The organism is Paraburkholderia sp. JHI869 (assembly GCF_038900775.1).
In the GTDB taxonomy this organism is placed as follows: Bacteria; Pseudomonadota; Gammaproteobacteria; order Burkholderiales; family Burkholderiaceae; genus Paraburkholderia.
On sequence record NZ_JAYMSC010000034.1, the window covers coordinates 1 to 15,952 of the forward strand.

The following is a 15,952-nucleotide window of genomic DNA, read 5'->3' on the forward strand; positions in this document are numbered from 1 at the left end:
CCGATGCCGGAACTTACTTCGATCCTTCCTGCGCGCGCACCTTCTGCAGCAGCTTCGTCGTGGAGCGGTCGTGCTCGAAGGCGATCGCAAGCGCCCGCCCGCCCCAGCCGCGCACCAGCGCCGATTCGGGCAGCGCGTCCATGTCGTAGTCGCCGCCCTTCACGAGAATGTCCGGACGCACGGCTTCGATCAACTCGACCGGCGTTTGCTCGCCGAACTGCACCACCCAGTCCACGCTCTCCAGCGCCGCCAGCAGTGCCATGCGGTCGTTTTCGTTGTTAATGGGACGGTCGTCGCCCTTGCCGAGCATCTTCACCGAAGCGTCGCTATTCACGCCGACGATCAGCGTGGCGCCCAGCGCCTTCGCATCGGCGAGATAAGTAACGTGCCCGCGGTGCAGGATGTCGAAAACGCCATTGGTGAACACCACGGGGCCGGGCAGCGAGGCGCGCAGTTGCGCGAGCGCGTCGCGGGTCGTGATCTTGCGTTCGAAGGAAGCGGGCATGGAATGAGGCTCGGATAAAAAGAGGGGCGCAGGTCAAATGAGCAAGCCCGCCAATGAAAACGGCCCGTCACGCGAGAGCGCTCGGGCCGTCCCGTTCGCGGCGCGCCTGGGCGCACGCGAGATGTTCCGGCGCGTCAGGCCGGCTGCTGCGTGCCTTGCTCGGCCTGCAGACGCTGCACCACTTCCTTGCGATAGCGGTTCAGTTCCTGCGCCGTGCTGAACGTGCGCTCGAACAGGATCGAGAGGTTGTGCAAAATACGCTCGATCACCTTCTTTTCCCAGCCGTCGTCGAAGCGGATCTGCTCGTCGAGCCAGCGCTCGAGCCATTCCGGGTCGGGCAGGCGCGACTGCACGGTGTCGCGCGGGAACAGCGCCTGGTTCACGTGCAGATTCGTGGGGTGCAGCGGCTTTTCGGTGCGGCGCGCCGAAGCCATCAGCACGCCGATCTTCGCAAACGCCGCGCGTGCGACGTCGCCGAAATTGTTCAGCGCCTTCTTCATGTAGCGCAGATACGCGCCGCCATGGCGGGCTTCGTCGCGCGAAATCGTTTCGTAGATAGCCTTGATGACCGGCTCCGTGTGCCATTCGGCGGCGCGGCGGTACCAGTGGTTCAGGCGGATTTCACCGCAGAAGTGCAGCATGAGCGTTTCGAGCGGCGGCGCCGGATCGAACTCGAAGCGCACGGCGTGCAGCTCTTCTTCGGTCGGCACCATTTCCGGCTTGAAGCGGCGCAGGTATTCCATGAGCACGAGCGAATGCTTTTGCTCCTCGAAGAACCACACGCTCATGAACGCCGAAAAGTCGCTGTCGTGATGATTGTCGCGCAGGAACATTTCCGTGGCCGGCAGCGCCGACCATTCGGTAATCGCGTTCATCTTGATGGTCGCGGCCTGCTCATCGGTGAGGAGCGACGCATCGAACTTGTCCCAGGGGATGTCCTTTTCCATGTCCCAACGGACCGATTCGAGCGATTTGTAAAGTTCCGGATAAAGCATCGTGTTCATAGTCCCGCCCCTGATCTGCGCAAAACGCGCGCACAACGAATTCGTAGCGTGCCGCGGGATCCGCGTAAAACGCGGCCGCGCAGGCAAAAAGCATTTAATTTTACGCGGTATCCGGCCCTCTGGACGCAATCGCAGACCGGGGAACGCAACACGCGTTGCCCCACGACAATCCAGCCAACCGGAATGAAGGCGCCGTCGTGGATTCTGGGTAGCTGCTCCGTTCCTCGAACCCGGCCGCCTGATACCGCTGATCACTACCGATACCCGCAAGGCGTGCAAGCCATCGTCGCGGACCCGTGCGACACAATGTCGCACTCTCGTATCCCACGCTCGATGTCCTTATGCCACACCGTGCCGGCCGATTTTCCAGTGGGCGAACATCCCGCCCGTCAAGGCCCTGGAACCTGCGCGGCGATGTGCCACAGCGCCGCCTGCAATTCCCACAAACGACCAGAAAAACCTTACACAATAATAGCATGCCGGTGTTTCAGTTCCGCCGCACCCCCAAATCCATGATCGCGCCGTCTGTCGGAGCTTTGAGCCAAGTCAAGAGAACATCGCTTTGGGCTAGCGTGTCGCGGTAACCCAGTTCGATCAACTCACGCGTGAATTCGCGCTCGAACAGCAAATAACTCGCAAACGCCGCGCCTGAAGCGCGATTGCCGCCCATCGCACCCAGCAGCATGCGCACCGAGCGCGGCAACTGCTGCAAATGGCGCGCGGCGATCAGCTCGACACGCTCGCTCGGTGCGATCGCGAGCACCTCGACATGCCGCCAGCCGCTTTCCGGCTCCACCGTGTGCGGCAGTTGCAGCACCATGCGGTTCACGTGCTCGATGCGCTCGATATCGGCGCCGAGCGCGTCGAGGAACACGCTCGCGAGCACCTGCTGGCCAACCTGCGCGAGCGTCGGATACCGGTCGATGTCGGGGCGCGCCGCGGGCACTTCCGGCGTGGGCGCAGCGGCGCCCAGCACGACGATGCGCTGCGCGCCGAAGTGAATGGCGGGCGAGAGCGGTGCGATCTGCCGGATCGAGCCGTCGCCGAAATATTCGTGGCGGCCGTCGAGTTCGAGCCGCACGGCCGGGAACACGAACGGAATCGCCGCCGAAGCGAGCAGATGCGCGGGCGTGAGCGCGACCATGCGCGCGGTGCGCTGCGCGCGACGCCACGCGGTGATCGGCTCGCTCGCCTGGTAGAACGTAACGTGCCGCCCCGACGAATAGCTGAGCGCCGTGACGGCGAGCGCATGGAGCAGCCGCTCGTCGAGCATCTGTTCGATGCGGTGGAAGTTCAGCGCGTGCGGGAGCATGCGCGCGAGCGGGGTACTGTCGAACAAGGTGCGCGGCGCGGCGCGCGCGCCCACGCTGGACGCCGCCCAGCCGAACGCCAGCGCGGCGAGCCAGCGCGCGCCCGCAGCGGCGACACCGGGCCAGTCGGTGCGATAGATCTGGCTGGCGCGCATGTCCGACCAGACGTCGACGAGGCGCGCCGCGCCGTGCGCGAACTGATCGGCGTGGCTCGCGATCGAGGTGGCGTTGATCGCGCCCGCCGAGGTGCCGCAGATCACCGTGAAGGGCATGGCGCGGCGCGCCGGCTCGGCCTGGCTGGCCAGTTCGGCGAGTGCGCGCAACGCGCCGGCCTGGTAGGCCGCACGCGCGCCGCCGCCCATCATCACGAGCGCAAGCCGCATGATGCCGACGCTCCCCGCTGTTGTTACGCGCTTGTCCCGCTGTTACAGCGGGACGGTTCTTCGTGACGCGACGTGACGCGACGCGCCTTATTCCGGCTGCGCCGGCGCCTTCTTCGCGGCGCGCGGCGCACTGCGGCCTGCGCCGCTGCTGGTGCTGCCGTTGCTGCTGTTGCTGCTGTTGCCCCCCCCGCCGCTGCTGCTACCGCCGCTCCGTTTCGCGGTGCTGCTGCGTTTGACCGTAGCGGCTTCGGTCTTCGCCTGCGCCTCGCTCACCGCCGCTGCGGCGGCTTGCGCCGCCTCAGCGGCAGCGGCCGGCTGCGCCATCGCGAACTGCGCGAGCTGGTTGAACTGCGCCTGCACGAGGTTCCACCACGAACCCGCGTCAAAGCCCGGCGGCGCGGATGCCGCGCCCTCGGATGCAGCGCCTGCGCTCGCGGCTTCAGGCTCGGCGGCGCGCTCGCGCGCGGCGCCCGCTCTCGGCGCTTCGTTCTCGGAGTGCGTCGGGGTCATCTGCGCCTGCGCGAACGCGCCGAACGCGCGCAACGTGGAGAGCGTGGCGCGCTGCACTTCGAGCGCCTGGATGGCGGACTGCAGCATGCCGAGATTGAGCTTGAGCCATTGCTCGACGGCGCGCAGATCGGTGATGCGCTTGTCGAGTTCCTCGATGTTGGTGAGCGGCGTCATCATGTCGGTCATCATCGAAAGCGGCGGGCCGAAGGCTTGCGCCACGCCCGGTTCGCCGCCTGCGAAGTTGCCTGGGAACGAGCCGCCGAACGGTGTGAGGCGCATCATCCCCCACATCTGGTCGAGCATTTCTGCGGGCGGAAAGCCTGGAAAGCCCGGGAACGGCGGCATGGAGCCTGCTTGGTCGGTCATGCGGATCTCCCTCGCATAAATAGGTGGTCAAATGCGCGCGCGTGGGCGGCGCAAAACGATCTCTTCGATGATAGCGCGCGTAAAAGTAGAAATCGGCAAAAGCGCGGCATAAAGCACGAACTCAAACGCTTCAGAACGGATCGCCGCCCGGAAAATCCGGCGCGCGCCGCTCGCGCAGCGACTGCACGCCCTCGCGCACGTCGGGTCCCGCAAAGCCCATGAATTCAAGCGCGAGCGACGTGTCGAAGGTCGGCCCCGCCATGCGCAGCCAGTTGTTCAGCGCGTACTTGGTCCAGCGCACGGCGGTTTGCGAACCGTTCGCAAGACGCTTCGCCACTTCGAATGCCTTCGGCAGCAGGTCGTTCTCGTCCACCGCGAGCGAAACGAGGCCGATGCGCTCCGCCTCCTCGCCGCTCACCGGCTCGCACAGCAGCAGGTAGTACTTCGCCTTCGCCATGCCGCACAAGAGCGGCCACACGATCGCCGCGTGATCGCCCGCCGCGACGCCCAGACGCGTATGGCCGTCGATGATGCGCGCCGTTTTCGTCGCAATGGAAATGTCGGCGAGCAGCCCGGCGACGAGCCCCGCGCCAACAGCGGGACCATGCATGGCCGAGACGATCGGCTTGCCGCAGTTGATCACGTTGTACACGAGGTCGCGCGCCTCGCGCCACACGCGCGCACGCACGTCGAAATGCGTGGCCATGTCCTCGACGAGCTGCAAGTCGCCGCCCGCCGAAAAGCCTTTGCCCTCGCCGCGAATCACGGCGACGCGCGCGTCAGGATCGCGGTCCACGTCGCGCCAGATCTCGGCGAGTTCGCGGTGCATATGGGCGTCGGCGGTCGCGAGTCCGCTCTTGTTCGCGCCCTCGCCGCTCATCACGATCTCGACGATGCCATGCTCGTGCCGCCGCACGCGCAGTGCTTGATAGCGGGCGTAAAAAGGATCGTTCATGGGCGGACCTCCTTTGCTTCGGATTGCTGATTACGTGAAAGCGATGGCAGTGCCGCTCATCAATGCGGCTGATACACCCACTTGCCATCGCGGATCTCGACCATCACGCGCGCTCGCGCGTCGAGGCCGAGGTGATCGGTGGTGCTCATGTTGACGACGCCATTGGTGTCATGCAGGTCGTGCGTCGCTTCGAGCGCGTCGCGCAGCGCGTGGCGAAACTCGGGCGTGCCGGGCGCCGCCGCCTTGAGCGCAACAGGTATCGCATTCTGGAGCAAGAGGCCCGCGTCCCACGTGTACGCGCCGAACGCCGACACGGTGCCCGCGCCGTTACGCGCTTCGTAGCGCGAAATATAGTCGAGCGCGAGGCGCCGGCCAGGCTGGTCTTCGGGCAGTTGCGAGGCCACGAGCACGGGGCTCGCAGGCAGGAAGGTGCCGTTGCAGTCGGTGCCGCACACACGCAGGAAGTCGCGGTTGCCCACGCCGTGGTTGTGATAGATGACGCCCTTGTAGCCGCGCTCCTTGAGCGCCTTGGGCGGCAACGCGGCGGGCGTGCCTGCCGCGCCCACCACGACGGCATCCGGGTGCGCTGCGACGATCTTGAGCACCTGCCCCGTCACACTCGGATCGGTGCGATTGAAGCGCTCGTTCGCGACGAGCTTGATGTTGCGCTGCTGCGCGGCCTTCGCGATTTCCGCGTAGAACGTCTCGCCGAGCGCGTCGGCCTGGCCGATATAGGCGAGCGTCTTCACGTTGTGCGCGGCGGCGTGCTCCATGATCGCGCCGGCCATCATCGCGTCGGTTTGCGGCGTCTTGAACATCCAGTGGCGCTTGTCGTCCACGGGCTCGATGATCTTCGCCGACGAAGCGAGAGAGATGGTCGGCGTCTCGCCCTGCGCGATCACGTCGAGCATTGCGAGCGAGTTGGGCGTGATCGACGAGCCGATGATCGCGTCGACATGCTGTTCGTCGATGAGCTTCTTCGTGTCCTGCACGGCCTGAGTCGTGTCGGAGGCGTCGTCGAGCACGATGTACTGCACCTTCTGGCCCGCGATTTCGGTGGGGAACATCGCAGCGGTGTCGTGCGCGGGAATGCCGAGCGAGGCGGCCGGCCCGGTGAGTGAAAGCACGAGGCCGATCTTGACCTGCGCGAGCGCAAGCGTGGGCGCACAGAGGCTGAAAAGCCAGGCGATGCGTGCAGCAAGACGGCTGGGGCGAGAAGCGTTCACGGTGTCTCCTTGTCGTTTTACGTTTGGATGTTGCGTGCTTCTACGGCTCGTGCTTTTACTGATCCCCTCGTTGCTCGTGAAGAAAAAAGGCGTTCGCCAGTGTAGCCGCACGCGTGGCGCGCGGCATCCGGCGAAACCCTTCAGCGCTTGCGTGTCGCTTGTGCTTCACTGCTCGCCGTGGAGCGACACTACCGCCTGATCGATCGCGCCGAAAATCGACTTGCCCGCTTCGTCGAGCATCTCGATCTTCACGCTGTCGCCGAACTTCATGAACTCGGTGCTCGCCTGGCCGCTTTCGATCATTTCGAGGCAGCGCTTCTCGGCAATGCAGCAGTAGCCGCGCTTGGCGTCCTTGTTCGACACCGTGCCCGAACCCACGATGGCGCCCGCGCGCAGATTGCGCGTTTTCGCGGCGTGCGCGATCAACTGGCCGAAGTGGAAGACCATGTCCGTGCCTGCGTCGGGCTGGCCGACCTTCTTGCCGTTCCAGTGCACGATAAGCGGCAGGTGCACGCGCCCTTCGCGCCAGTGCTCGCCGAGTTCGTCGGGCGTGACCATCACCGGCGCGAACGCGCTGGCCGGCTTGCTCTGGAAAAAGCCGAAGCCCTTCGCGAGTTCCGCAGGAATGAGGTTGCGCAGCGAGACGTCGTTGACGAGCGTGACGAGCCGCACGGCCCGCAGCGCTTCGTCGGGGCTTGCGCCCATCGGCACGTCGCCGGTCACGACGGCGACTTCGGCTTCGAAGTCGATGCCGAACGCCTCGGACGCGCACACGATGTCGTCGCACGGCCCGATGAAGTCGTCGCTGCCTCCCTGGTACATGAGCGGGTCGGTCCAGAACTCGGCGGGCATCTCGGCGCCGCGCGCGCGACGCACGAGCTCGACGTGATTCACGTACGACGAGCCGTCTGCCCATTGGTACGCACGCGGCAGCGGCGCCATGCAGTCGCGCGAGTCGAAGCTGAACGCGTTGCGCGCGCGCCCGTAGTTGAGCGCGTCGTACAGCTCGGCGAGCTGCGGCGCGTAGAAGCGCCAGTCGTCGAGCACGCGCTGCAGCGTGGGGGCGATCGCGTCGGCGATGGCGGCGCTGCGCAGGTCGCGGGAAACGACGATCAGCTGCCCGTCGCGGGTGCCGTCCTTCAGCGTGGCAAGTTTCATGGAATCAGACGTGAGTGACGATAAGGGAAATGTATTCTACGATGGTGAATCGGCAGGCCCCAAGCGGGCGCGCCGTATGTCTGCAGTTGCCACTCAGTCGTCGTACGTTCGAACACCACAACGCCTCCATGCCGCCAACCGTCCGATCCGCCTCGCCGCGCGCGAGCGCCACCGACGCCACCGATACCACGAACGCCGAAGATCTCGCTGACGCCCTCGATGCCGCTGAGGCCTCGGAAGGCGCCGAAACCGGCGAAGAAAAGCTGCGCTCCGGCATCCAGTCGATCGAAGTGGGCTTTCGCCTGCTCGAGGTGCTCACGAGCGAGCCGCGCGCGATGATGCTGCGCGACCTCGCGCAGCGCGCGGGCATGAGCCCGGCGAAGGCGCATCGCTATCTCGTGAGCTTCATGCGTCTTGGCGTGGTCGCGCAAGACCCGCTCTCGGGGCGCTACGAACTGGGCGGCTTCGCGTTGCAGCTTGGGCTCGCGCGCCTCGCGCGCGTGGACGGCGTCAAACTCGCGCGCCTCGCGCTCACCGAACTGCGCGACGCGCTCGACATCACCGTGGGCATCGCCGTGTGGGGCAACCAGGGGCCGACCGTCGTGCACTGGCTGGAGTCGAGCCACCCCGCGAAAGCATCGCTCAAGCTCGGCGACGTCATGCCGATGCTCAGCTCCGCCACTGGCCTGCTATTCGCCGCCTATCTGCCGCGCAGCAAGACCGCGCCCATGATCGAGCGCGAACTCGCAGGCGCGCAGCACTACTCATACGGCTCGACGCCGCGCACCGCAGAAGCGCTCGAACGCGCGCTCGCGGAAGTTCGCGAGCATGGCGCGGCGCGCGTGGAAGGCATGCTGCTGCCAACCATCCACGCATTCTGCACGCCTGTTTTCGACGCGAGCGGTGAGCTTGCGCTCGGGCTCATCGCGCTCGGCCACGAAGGCGCGTTCGATATCGGCTGGAATGGCGCGGTGGATACAGCGTTGCGTGCGTGCGCCGAAAAGCTGTCCTACGAATTGGGGTACAGTCCGACACCGCGCTGAGAGCGGAAAGCCTCGGCCGGCATCCTTGCGACCCCGACTCGCACGGCGTCTGCCTTTCTGCGCGCACCCGACGGGTTGTGTCACAGTAACGTACGACAGATACCGACCCACGACCCGCCGATGTCCACCCCAGCCGCTCCACGCGAGGCACGCCGCCTCGACACCGACACCCGCACGCCCCAGCGCGTGCGCGCGTGGCGCTGGGTGGGCGTGTTCGTCGCGGTCACGGCGCTCCACTGGCTCGCGGCCGAATGGTTCGAGCGGCATCACGGCGCACCGCCGCCTGTCGCGCATGTGCGCGTGCCGGTGCAAGTGGCGCTCCTCAAGCCCGAGCGCATCGAACGCGAGGCACGGCCCGCGGGCCCCGCGGCGGCGCCCGCGCATGCCGCGCCCAAACCCACGCCAAAGCCCGCCGAGCCGCACACGCTGCACGCCGTGACGCCGCCAAAGCCGCACCCCAAAGCGCCAGCCTCGCCGCCGGATACGCAGGCGGCGTCCGCACCCGCAGCCGCATCGGATGCAAGCGCGAGCGCCCCCGGCACGACTAGCACAAACGGCACGGCAAACGCAGCGCCCGGCAACGACAAGCAGCCTTCGGCACAAGCCGCGCAGGCTTCGCACGGACTGAAGTTTTCGGTGCCCCCGTCGGGCGAACTGCAATACGACACGTTCTATAACGGCGTGCGCAATCAGCCGGGCACGATCCACTGGTCGAGCGATGCACAACGCTACGAGATGGTCGTGCGCGTGCCCCTGCCCTTCGTCGGCGAGTTCAGCTGGACCAGCAAGGGCCGCGTGGACGCTTTCGGCCTCGCGCCCGATCAGTACATCGAAAAGCGCGGCCATCGTCCATCGGACGTGACGGTTTTCAACCGCACCGACAAGCAGATCGTGTTCACACGCACGCCGAACTCGCTTGCGTTGCCCGATGGCGCGCAGGACCGCTTCAGCATGGTGATGCAGCTCGCGAGCCTCGTGCGCGGCGACCCCGACGCATACAAGCCGGGCGTCACGCGCGAGTTCTATGTCGCGGACAACGACAGCGGCGAGACCTGGCCCATCACCACGATCGGCGACGAAACAGTGAGCACCGATCATGGCTACGTCACGGCGCGCCATTTCATGCGTCTGCCGCGCCGCGAGGGCGACAAGCGGCGCATCGACGTGTGGCTCGCGCCGTCGCTCGGCTGGCTGCCCGTGCGCCTCGTGCAGACCGAACCGAATGGCAACCAGTTCGAACTGGTGTGGCGTGGCGCGCTCACGGTGCCGGCCGCTGACACGGCGACGAGCGAGTCCACGCCGCCGAGCGAAGGCGCTGCGAACGAAGGCGCTGCGAACGCATCGCCGAAACTTTCATCCGGCGCAACGATCGACGCAACACCAGACGCAACATCGCGCGCCACGACCGCCACGACGCCCAACGCGGCACCCGACACAACATCGGCACAATCCGCAACACCGGAAGCCGCGCCTGCACCGCAACCACAAGCGCCGGCAGCGCCGTCACCATCCGCCAATACGCAGACAGATTCACCGCCGCAACCGTCCACGAATGAAGCGCAACCGTCGGCCGTCTCGCCGGGCCCGGCACCCGAGCATCCCTGAGCGCGCAAGCGCACGCACTGCTCGATCCGGATGGCCCGCTTCACGACACAATCTCGCGAAATAGCGCATACTGGAATCGAGCCATAGGTCAAGGATCGCAAGGCATCGCGCGCAGCACGAAGGGCCCAAAAAACAAGCAGACGAAACACGGCAGCACGACACCGCGCGAACACTACGGACCAGCACGAACAAACCGATATACCGCTGCAAACACGGACAAAATCGGCACCACCGAATAAATAGCGAAAAACCAGCGCAGCAAACAGGGACGCGACACACAAGCTAACGAACATCGCATCGCGCATCATCTGCGTGCCCCAGGCGCGCGGATTGCTCCACTAGCATCGCGTGCATGCAGTACCTCGCAAACGGCTTGACTCCCAGCCTGGAAGGCGAAGGAGGAACCCATGCAAGTGACTGTCAACGGCATCGATACGCACTATGTCTTCGACGACAGGAGCGGTGGGCCCGCGCTGGCGTTCATTCACCAACTGGGCGGCGGTCTCGGCGTGTGGGACACGCTCGCAGGACATTTTCGCCATCGCCACAGCGTGCTGCGCTACGACGTGCGCGGTCATGGCGCAAGCGCCGTTGCGAGCGAGCCCTTCGGCATCGCCGATCTTGCCGCCGACCTCGATGCGCTTTTCGACGCAACCGGCATCGAGCATGCGCATCTCGTTGGCATGTCGATGGGCGGCATGATCGCGCAGCAGTTCGCGCTCGATTACCCAGAACGCGTGACGACGCTCACGCTTTGCGACACGGCAAGCCACACGCCGCTACAAGCGCGCGAAACATGGAACGATCGCGCCGCCACGGTGCGCAGCGACGGTCTCGGAGCGCTCGTCGACGCGACGATGGCGCGCTGGTTCACCGCCGACTTCCGGCACGCGCATGCGCCGACTGTCGAGCGGATTTGTGACGTTTTATTACGGACCCCTTCAGAAGGCTATGCGATGGCCTGCGAGGCGATACGCGATTTCGACGTGGAAAGAAGGCTCGCACAACTGCGCGTGCCGACGCTCGCAGTCGCGGGCCGCCACGACAGCGGCACGCCCATGGCCGTCACGCAAGCCCTTGCAAAAGCGATTGAAGGGTCGCATTTCGTGGTGCTCGATGCCGCGCATCTGGCCCCGGTAGAGGAGTCGCACCGTTTCACCGCATTGCTCGAAACGTTTCTCAAGCAGTTGGTCTAAGTAGTTCGAAGTAAAAGCATCATGGCAGTGGCAGCAGACGCCGTTGAGAAGTGAAGTATAAAAAGGGAGAGCAGTCCACATAAGAGGTGATGCGGGACCCACCCCTTGAATTCCAGAACGAACGCTCCAACTATTGACCGAGAAGGTCAGGGAGCACAGGAAAAAGGAGTGTCGCCATGCAAATGATCTACAACAGTCCCAACTATTGCGTCGTCGAGTTCCCACCGCAGGACGGCCACAGCGCCATGCGCGCAGGCGGCTACGAGATCGTCGACAAGAACGCACGCCGCGAGATCTTCATCGACGGCGTGATGGCGGCACGTTTTCGCGAAGACGTGCAAAAGCTGATGGACGAAGACCAGTCGCTCGACGAAGTCGACGAATTCCTCGGACAGTTCGATAGCCTCATGCAGCAACCTGTCGTGCTTCACTGACGCTAGCGCACCCCGCGGCACTCAACGCGCAGCGTCCTTCACACGAAACCCCGTCCGGCTTGCCGTGCGGGGTTTTCTTTTGGATGTTCGGCGCGCGCCACAGGGGTTGCCTGCGCGCGACGCCGCCGACAGCGGCCCATTGCCGCAGCGGCTACAATGTGAGGTTTCCCAGTTCAACCGGCACCACGCCCGCCCGCGATCCCATGAACCAGCCCGCAGCCCTTGCCTCGCGCCCCGCCGGGGACGCCAAATACACGCGCGGCGCAGCGCTTCCCGCGCTGCTCGCCTCGCGCATCCTGATTCTCGACGGCGCGATGGGCACGATGATCCAGCGCTACAAGCTCGACGAAGCCGCTTACCGCGGCGAGCGCTTCAAGGATTATCCGCGCGACATCAAGGGCAACAACGAACTGCTCTCGCTCACGCAGCCGCAAATCATCAGTGAGATTCACGAGCAGTATCTCGCGGCGGGCGCGGACATCATCGAGACCAACACGTTCGGCGCGACCACGGTGGCCCAGGACGACTACGGCATGGGCGAGCTCGCCATCGAGATGAACATCGAGTCGGCGAAGCTCGCGCGCGCCGCGTGCGAAAAGTATTCGACGCCGGACAAGCCGCGCTTCGCCGCGGGCGCAATCGGACCGACGCCGAAAACGGCGAGCATCTCGCCCGACGTAAACGATCCGGGCGCGCGCAACGTCACGTTCGAAGAACTGCGCCGCGCGTACTACGAGCAGGCCAAAGCGCTCATGGACGGCGGCTGCGACCTGTTCCTCGTCGAGACGATCTTCGACACGCTCAACGCCAAGGCCGCGCTCTTCGCACTCGACCAGCTCTTCGAAGACACGGGCGAGAATCTGCCGATCATGATCTCGGGCACCGTGACCGACGCCTCGGGCCGCATTCTCTCGGGCCAGACGGTCGAGGCATTCTGGAACTCGCTGCGCCACGCCAAACCGCTCACGTTCGGCCTGAACTGCGCGCTGGGCGCGGCGCTCATGCGCCCGTACATCGCCGAGCTTGCGAAGCTGTGCGACACCTACGTCTCGTGCTATCCGAATGCCGGCCTGCCCAACCCGATGAGCGACACGGGCTTCGACGAACTGCCCGCCGATACGTCGACACTGCTCAAGGAATTCGCAAGCGCCGGTCTCGTGAACGTGGCGGGCGGCTGCTGCGGCACGACGCCTGAGCACATCGCGGCCATCGCGAAGGCGCTCGCCGAAATCAAGCCGCGCCGCTGGCCCGGCCAGTATCGCGACGCCGCCTGACGAAACGGCTCGAAAGCCCCCGCTCACATCCGACAACATACGATCCGGTCCCACGCCATGACTGACCATACCCTGCGGCTTTCCGGCCTCGAACCCTTCAACGTGACCGAAGGCACGCTGTTCATCAACGTGGGCGAGCGCACCAACGTGACCGGCTCGAAGGCCTTCGCGCGGATGATTCTCAACGGCCAGTTCGACGAGGCGCTCGCGGTTGCGCGCCAGCAGGTCGAGAACGGCGCGCAGGTCATCGACGTCAACATGGACGAAGCCATGCTCGACTCGAAGGCGGCGATGGTGCGCTTCATGAACCTCATCGCTTCCGAGCCCGACATCGCGCGCGTGCCGATCATGATCGACTCGTCGAAGTGGGACGTGATCGAAGCGGGCCTGCAGTGCGTGCAGGGCAAGGCCATCGTCAACTCGATCTCGCTCAAGGAAGGCAAGGAGCAGTTCGTGCATCACGCGAAGCTCATTCGCCGCTACGGCGCGGCGAGCGTGGTGATGGCGTTCGACGAGCAGGGCCAGGCCGACACGTTCGCGCGCAAGACCGAGATCTGCAAGCGCTCCTACGACATCCTCGTGAACGAAGTGGGCTTCCCGCCCGAGGACATCATCTTCGACCCGAACATCTTCGCGGTGGCGACGGGCATCGAGGAACACAACAACTACGCGGTGGACTTCATCAACGCCACGCGCTGGATCAAGCAGAACCTGCCCTACGCGAAGATCAGCGGCGGTGTGTCGAACGTGTCGTTCTCGTTCCGCGGCAACGACCCGGTGCGCGAGGCGATCCACACCGTGTTCCTCTACCACGCCATTCAGGCCGGCATGGACATGGGCATCGTGAACGCGGGCCAGCTCGGCGTGTATGCCGACCTCGACGCCGAGTTGCGCGAGCGCGTGGAAGACGTGGTGCTCAACCGCCGCGACGACGCCACCGACCGCCTGCTCGAAATTGCCGACAAGTTCAAGACCGGCGCGGCCAAGAAGGAAGAGAACCTCGAGTGGCGCAACCAGGACGTGGAAAAGCGTCTTGCGCACGCGCTCGTGCTCGGCATCACGAACTTCATTGTCGAGGACACCGAAGAAGCGCGCGTGAAGATCATGGGCGCGGGCGGGCGGCCGATCAACGTGATCGAAGGCCCGCTCATGGACGGCATGAACATCGTCGGCGACCTGTTCGGCCAGGGCAAGATGTTCCTGCCGCAGGTCGTGAAGTCGGCGCGCGTGATGAAGCAGGCCGTGGCGCACCTCATTCCGTTCATCGAGGAAGAAAAGCGCCTGCTCGCCGAATCGGGCGCCGACGTGCGAGCGAAGGGCAAGATCGTCATCGCGACCGTGAAGGGCGACGTGCACGACATCGGCAAGAACATCGTGTCGGTGGTGCTCCAGTGCAATAACTTCGAAGTGGTCAACATGGGCGTGATGGTCCCGTGCAACGAGATCCTCGCGAAGGCGAAGGTCGAAGGCGCGGATATCGTCGGTCTCTCGGGGCTCATTACGCCGTCGCTCGAGGAAATGGCCTACGTGGCGAGCGAAATGCAGCGCGACGACTACTTCCGCATCAAGAAGATTCCGCTGCTGATTGGCGGCGCGACCACCTCGCGCGTGCATACGGCCGTGAAAATCGCGCCGCACTACGAAGGCCCGGTCGTGTACGTGCCGGACGCGTCGCGTTCGGTTTCGGTGGCGTCGAGCCTGCTTTCGGATGAAGGCGCAACGAAGTTCATCGACGATCTCAAGACCGACTACGACCGCATTCGCGACCAGCACGCGAACAAGAAGGCCACGCCGCTCGTGACGCTCGAAGAAGCGCGCGCGAACAAGACGAAGATCGACTGGGCGAACTTCCAGCCCGTGAAGCCGAAGTTCATCGGCCGCCGCGTGTTCAAGAACTTCGACTTGAACGAGCTCGCGAATTACATCGACTGGGGTCCGTTCTTCCAGACGTGGGATCTCGCCGGCCCCTATCCGCAGATCCTCAACGACGAAATCGTGGGTGAGTCGGCGCGCAAGGTGTTCTCCGACGCGAAGTCGATGCTCTCGCGCCTGATTCAAGGCCGCTGGCTGCAGGCCAACGGCGTGATCGCGCTGTTGCCCGCGAACACGGTCAACGACGACGACATCGAAATCTACACCGACGAATCGCGCAGCGAAGTCGCGCTCACGTGGCGCAATTTGCGCCAGCAGTCGGTGCGCCCCGTGGTGGACGGCGTGATGCGCCCCAACCGCTCGCTGGCCGACTTCATCGCGCCGAAGGACTCGGGCGTGGCCGACTACATCGGCATGTTCGCGGTCACGGCGGGCATCGGCGTCGACGTGAAGGAAGCGCAGTTCGAGAAGGACCACGACGACTACAGCGCGATCATGCTCAAGGCGCTCGCGGACCGCTTCGCGGAAGCGTTCGCCGAGGCGATGCACGCACGCGTGCGCCGCGACCTGTGGGGCTATGCGGCCAGCGAAACGCTCGACAACGACGCGCTGATCGCCGAGAAGTACGCGGGCGTTCGCCCGGCGCCGGGCTACCCGGCCTGCCCGGACCACCTCGTGAAGCGCGACATGTTCGACTTCCTGCAGGCGGGCGAAGTCGGCATGAGCGTGACGGAATCGCTCGCCATGCTGCCGGCCGCGAGCGTTTCGGGCTTCTACCTCGCGCATCCGGACAGCACGTACTTCTCGGTGGGCAAGATCGGCCAGGACCAGCTCGCCGACTACGCGCGCCGCATGTCGCTCTCCGACGAAGACGCCCGCCGCGCGCTCGCGCCGCAGCTCTAAGCCGCGCTTCCAGGCCACACAGCGCGCCGCCCCGGGGTGGCGCGCTTTCTCCCGCTGTACTACCGCCTGTTGTCACCGCCCGACATATGCCATCCGGCAAGGTGAAGATTACGCGCGCGCGATTTTTCGGCTTTGTAAGATGGCCCGGCAAGACCCGGTATCGCCTGCATGACGCCCGGCCACACGCGGCAACGCCGCGCCGGCTCGA

The 15,952-nt window shown here is 65.4% G+C and carries 13 protein-coding genes; 6 read left to right on the forward strand and 7 right to left on the reverse strand.

Translation table 11 applies throughout. The features are described from left to right. Positions 1-13: 13 nt before the first annotated feature. The 7 genes from rfaE2 to VSR72_RS36175 all read right to left on the reverse strand — a co-directional run bounded on the left by rfaE2 (position 14) and on the right by VSR72_RS36175 (position 7,417). Positions 14-505: a D-glycero-beta-D-manno-heptose 1-phosphate adenylyltransferase gene (rfaE2, locus tag VSR72_RS36145; protein ID WP_233879068.1), complete on the reverse strand. Its 492-nt coding sequence runs from the start codon at positions 503-505 to the stop codon at positions 14-16. Positions 506-639: 134 nt separating this feature from the next. Further along, positions 640-1,509: an acyl-ACP desaturase gene (locus tag VSR72_RS36150; RefSeq protein ID WP_042265644.1), complete on the reverse strand. Its 870-nt coding sequence runs from the start codon at positions 1,507-1,509 to the stop codon at positions 640-642. Positions 1,510-1,996: 487 nt separating this feature from the next. After that, entirely contained in the window at positions 1,997-3,202 is a 1,206-nt protein-coding gene (locus tag VSR72_RS36155) for a patatin-like phospholipase family protein (RefSeq protein WP_342957029.1), read from the reverse strand. An 87-nt stretch (positions 3,203-3,289) separates the two neighbouring features. Continuing rightward, positions 3,290-4,078, reverse strand: coding sequence for a PhaM family polyhydroxyalkanoate granule multifunctional regulatory protein (locus VSR72_RS36160; protein ID WP_342957030.1), 789 nt, complete (start codon positions 4,076-4,078; stop codon positions 3,290-3,292). 130 nt (positions 4,079-4,208) lie between these two features. Next, the gene (locus tag VSR72_RS36165) at positions 4,209-5,033 is read right to left on the reverse strand and encodes an enoyl-CoA hydratase/isomerase family protein (protein WP_342957031.1); all 825 of its coding nucleotides are present in this window, start codon (positions 5,031-5,033) and stop codon (positions 4,209-4,211) included. Between the two features lie 59 nt (positions 5,034-5,092). After that, positions 5,093-6,223: an ABC transporter substrate-binding protein gene (locus VSR72_RS36170; RefSeq protein ID WP_342957101.1), complete on the reverse strand. Its 1,131-nt coding sequence runs from the start codon at positions 6,221-6,223 to the stop codon at positions 5,093-5,095. Between the two features lie 201 nt (positions 6,224-6,424). After that, positions 6,425-7,417 carry a fumarylacetoacetate hydrolase family protein gene (locus VSR72_RS36175; protein ID WP_342957032.1) on the reverse strand — a complete coding sequence of 331 codons (993 nt, stop codon included), beginning with the start codon at positions 7,415-7,417 and terminating at the stop codon, positions 6,425-6,427. 128 nt (positions 7,418-7,545) lie between these two features. On the opposite strand from VSR72_RS36175, the gene VSR72_RS36180 reads away from it, so the two are divergent. From VSR72_RS36180 to metH, 6 genes are all read left to right on the forward strand, one after another. Then, entirely contained in the window at positions 7,546-8,460 is a 915-nt protein-coding gene (locus VSR72_RS36180; RefSeq protein ID WP_342957033.1) for an IclR family transcriptional regulator, read from the forward strand. A gap of 120 nt (positions 8,461-8,580) precedes the next feature. After that, positions 8,581-10,065 carry a DUF3108 domain-containing protein gene (locus VSR72_RS36185; RefSeq protein ID WP_342957034.1) on the forward strand — a complete coding sequence of 495 codons (1,485 nt, stop codon included), beginning with the start codon at positions 8,581-8,583 and terminating at the stop codon, positions 10,063-10,065. Positions 10,066-10,472: 407 nt separating this feature from the next. Continuing rightward, complete coding sequence (gene pcaD / locus VSR72_RS36190) at positions 10,473-11,261, forward strand: 3-oxoadipate enol-lactonase (protein WP_342957035.1); 789 nt, start codon at positions 10,473-10,475, stop codon at positions 11,259-11,261. A gap of 176 nt (positions 11,262-11,437) precedes the next feature. Next, a complete protein-coding gene (locus VSR72_RS36195; RefSeq protein WP_028201771.1) occupies positions 11,438-11,695 on the forward strand; it encodes a DUF3567 domain-containing protein in 258 nt (85 codons plus the stop codon). A 203-nt stretch (positions 11,696-11,898) separates the two neighbouring features. Next, positions 11,899-12,969, forward strand: a complete 1,071-nt coding sequence (locus VSR72_RS36200; protein WP_342957036.1) for a homocysteine S-methyltransferase family protein — start codon at positions 11,899-11,901, stop codon at positions 12,967-12,969. 27 nt (positions 12,970-12,996) lie between these two features. Next, positions 12,997-15,744, forward strand: coding sequence for a methionine synthase (metH, locus tag VSR72_RS36205; RefSeq protein ID WP_342957102.1), 2,748 nt, complete (start codon positions 12,997-12,999; stop codon positions 15,742-15,744). The last annotated feature ends 208 nt before the right edge of the window (positions 15,745-15,952 follow it).

Coding starts and splice junctions, on each gene's coding strand:
- rfaE2 (WP_233879068.1), bottom strand. CDS start 505: ATGCCCGCTTCCTTCGAACGCAAGATCACGACCCGCGACGCGCTCGCG.
- VSR72_RS36150 (WP_042265644.1), bottom strand. CDS start 1,509: ATGAACACGATGCTTTATCCGGAACTTTACAAATCGCTCGAATCGGTC.
- VSR72_RS36155 (WP_342957029.1), bottom strand. CDS start 3,202: ATGCGGCTTGCGCTCGTGATGATGGGCGGCGGCGCGCGTGCGGCCTAC.
- VSR72_RS36160 (WP_342957030.1), bottom strand. CDS start 4,078: ATGACCGACCAAGCAGGCTCCATGCCGCCGTTCCCGGGCTTTCCAGGC.
- VSR72_RS36165 (WP_342957031.1), bottom strand. CDS start 5,033: ATGAACGATCCTTTTTACGCCCGCTATCAAGCACTGCGCGTGCGGCGG.
- VSR72_RS36175 (WP_342957032.1), bottom strand. CDS start 7,417: ATGAAACTTGCCACGCTGAAGGACGGCACCCGCGACGGGCAGCTGATC.
- VSR72_RS36180 (WP_342957033.1), top strand. CDS start 7,546: ATGCCGCCAACCGTCCGATCCGCCTCGCCGCGCGCGAGCGCCACCGAC.
- VSR72_RS36185 (WP_342957034.1), top strand. CDS start 8,581: ATGTCCACCCCAGCCGCTCCACGCGAGGCACGCCGCCTCGACACCGAC.
- pcaD (WP_342957035.1), top strand. CDS start 10,473: ATGCAAGTGACTGTCAACGGCATCGATACGCACTATGTCTTCGACGAC.
- VSR72_RS36195 (WP_028201771.1), top strand. CDS start 11,438: ATGCAAATGATCTACAACAGTCCCAACTATTGCGTCGTCGAGTTCCCA.
- VSR72_RS36200 (WP_342957036.1), top strand. CDS start 11,899: ATGAACCAGCCCGCAGCCCTTGCCTCGCGCCCCGCCGGGGACGCCAAA.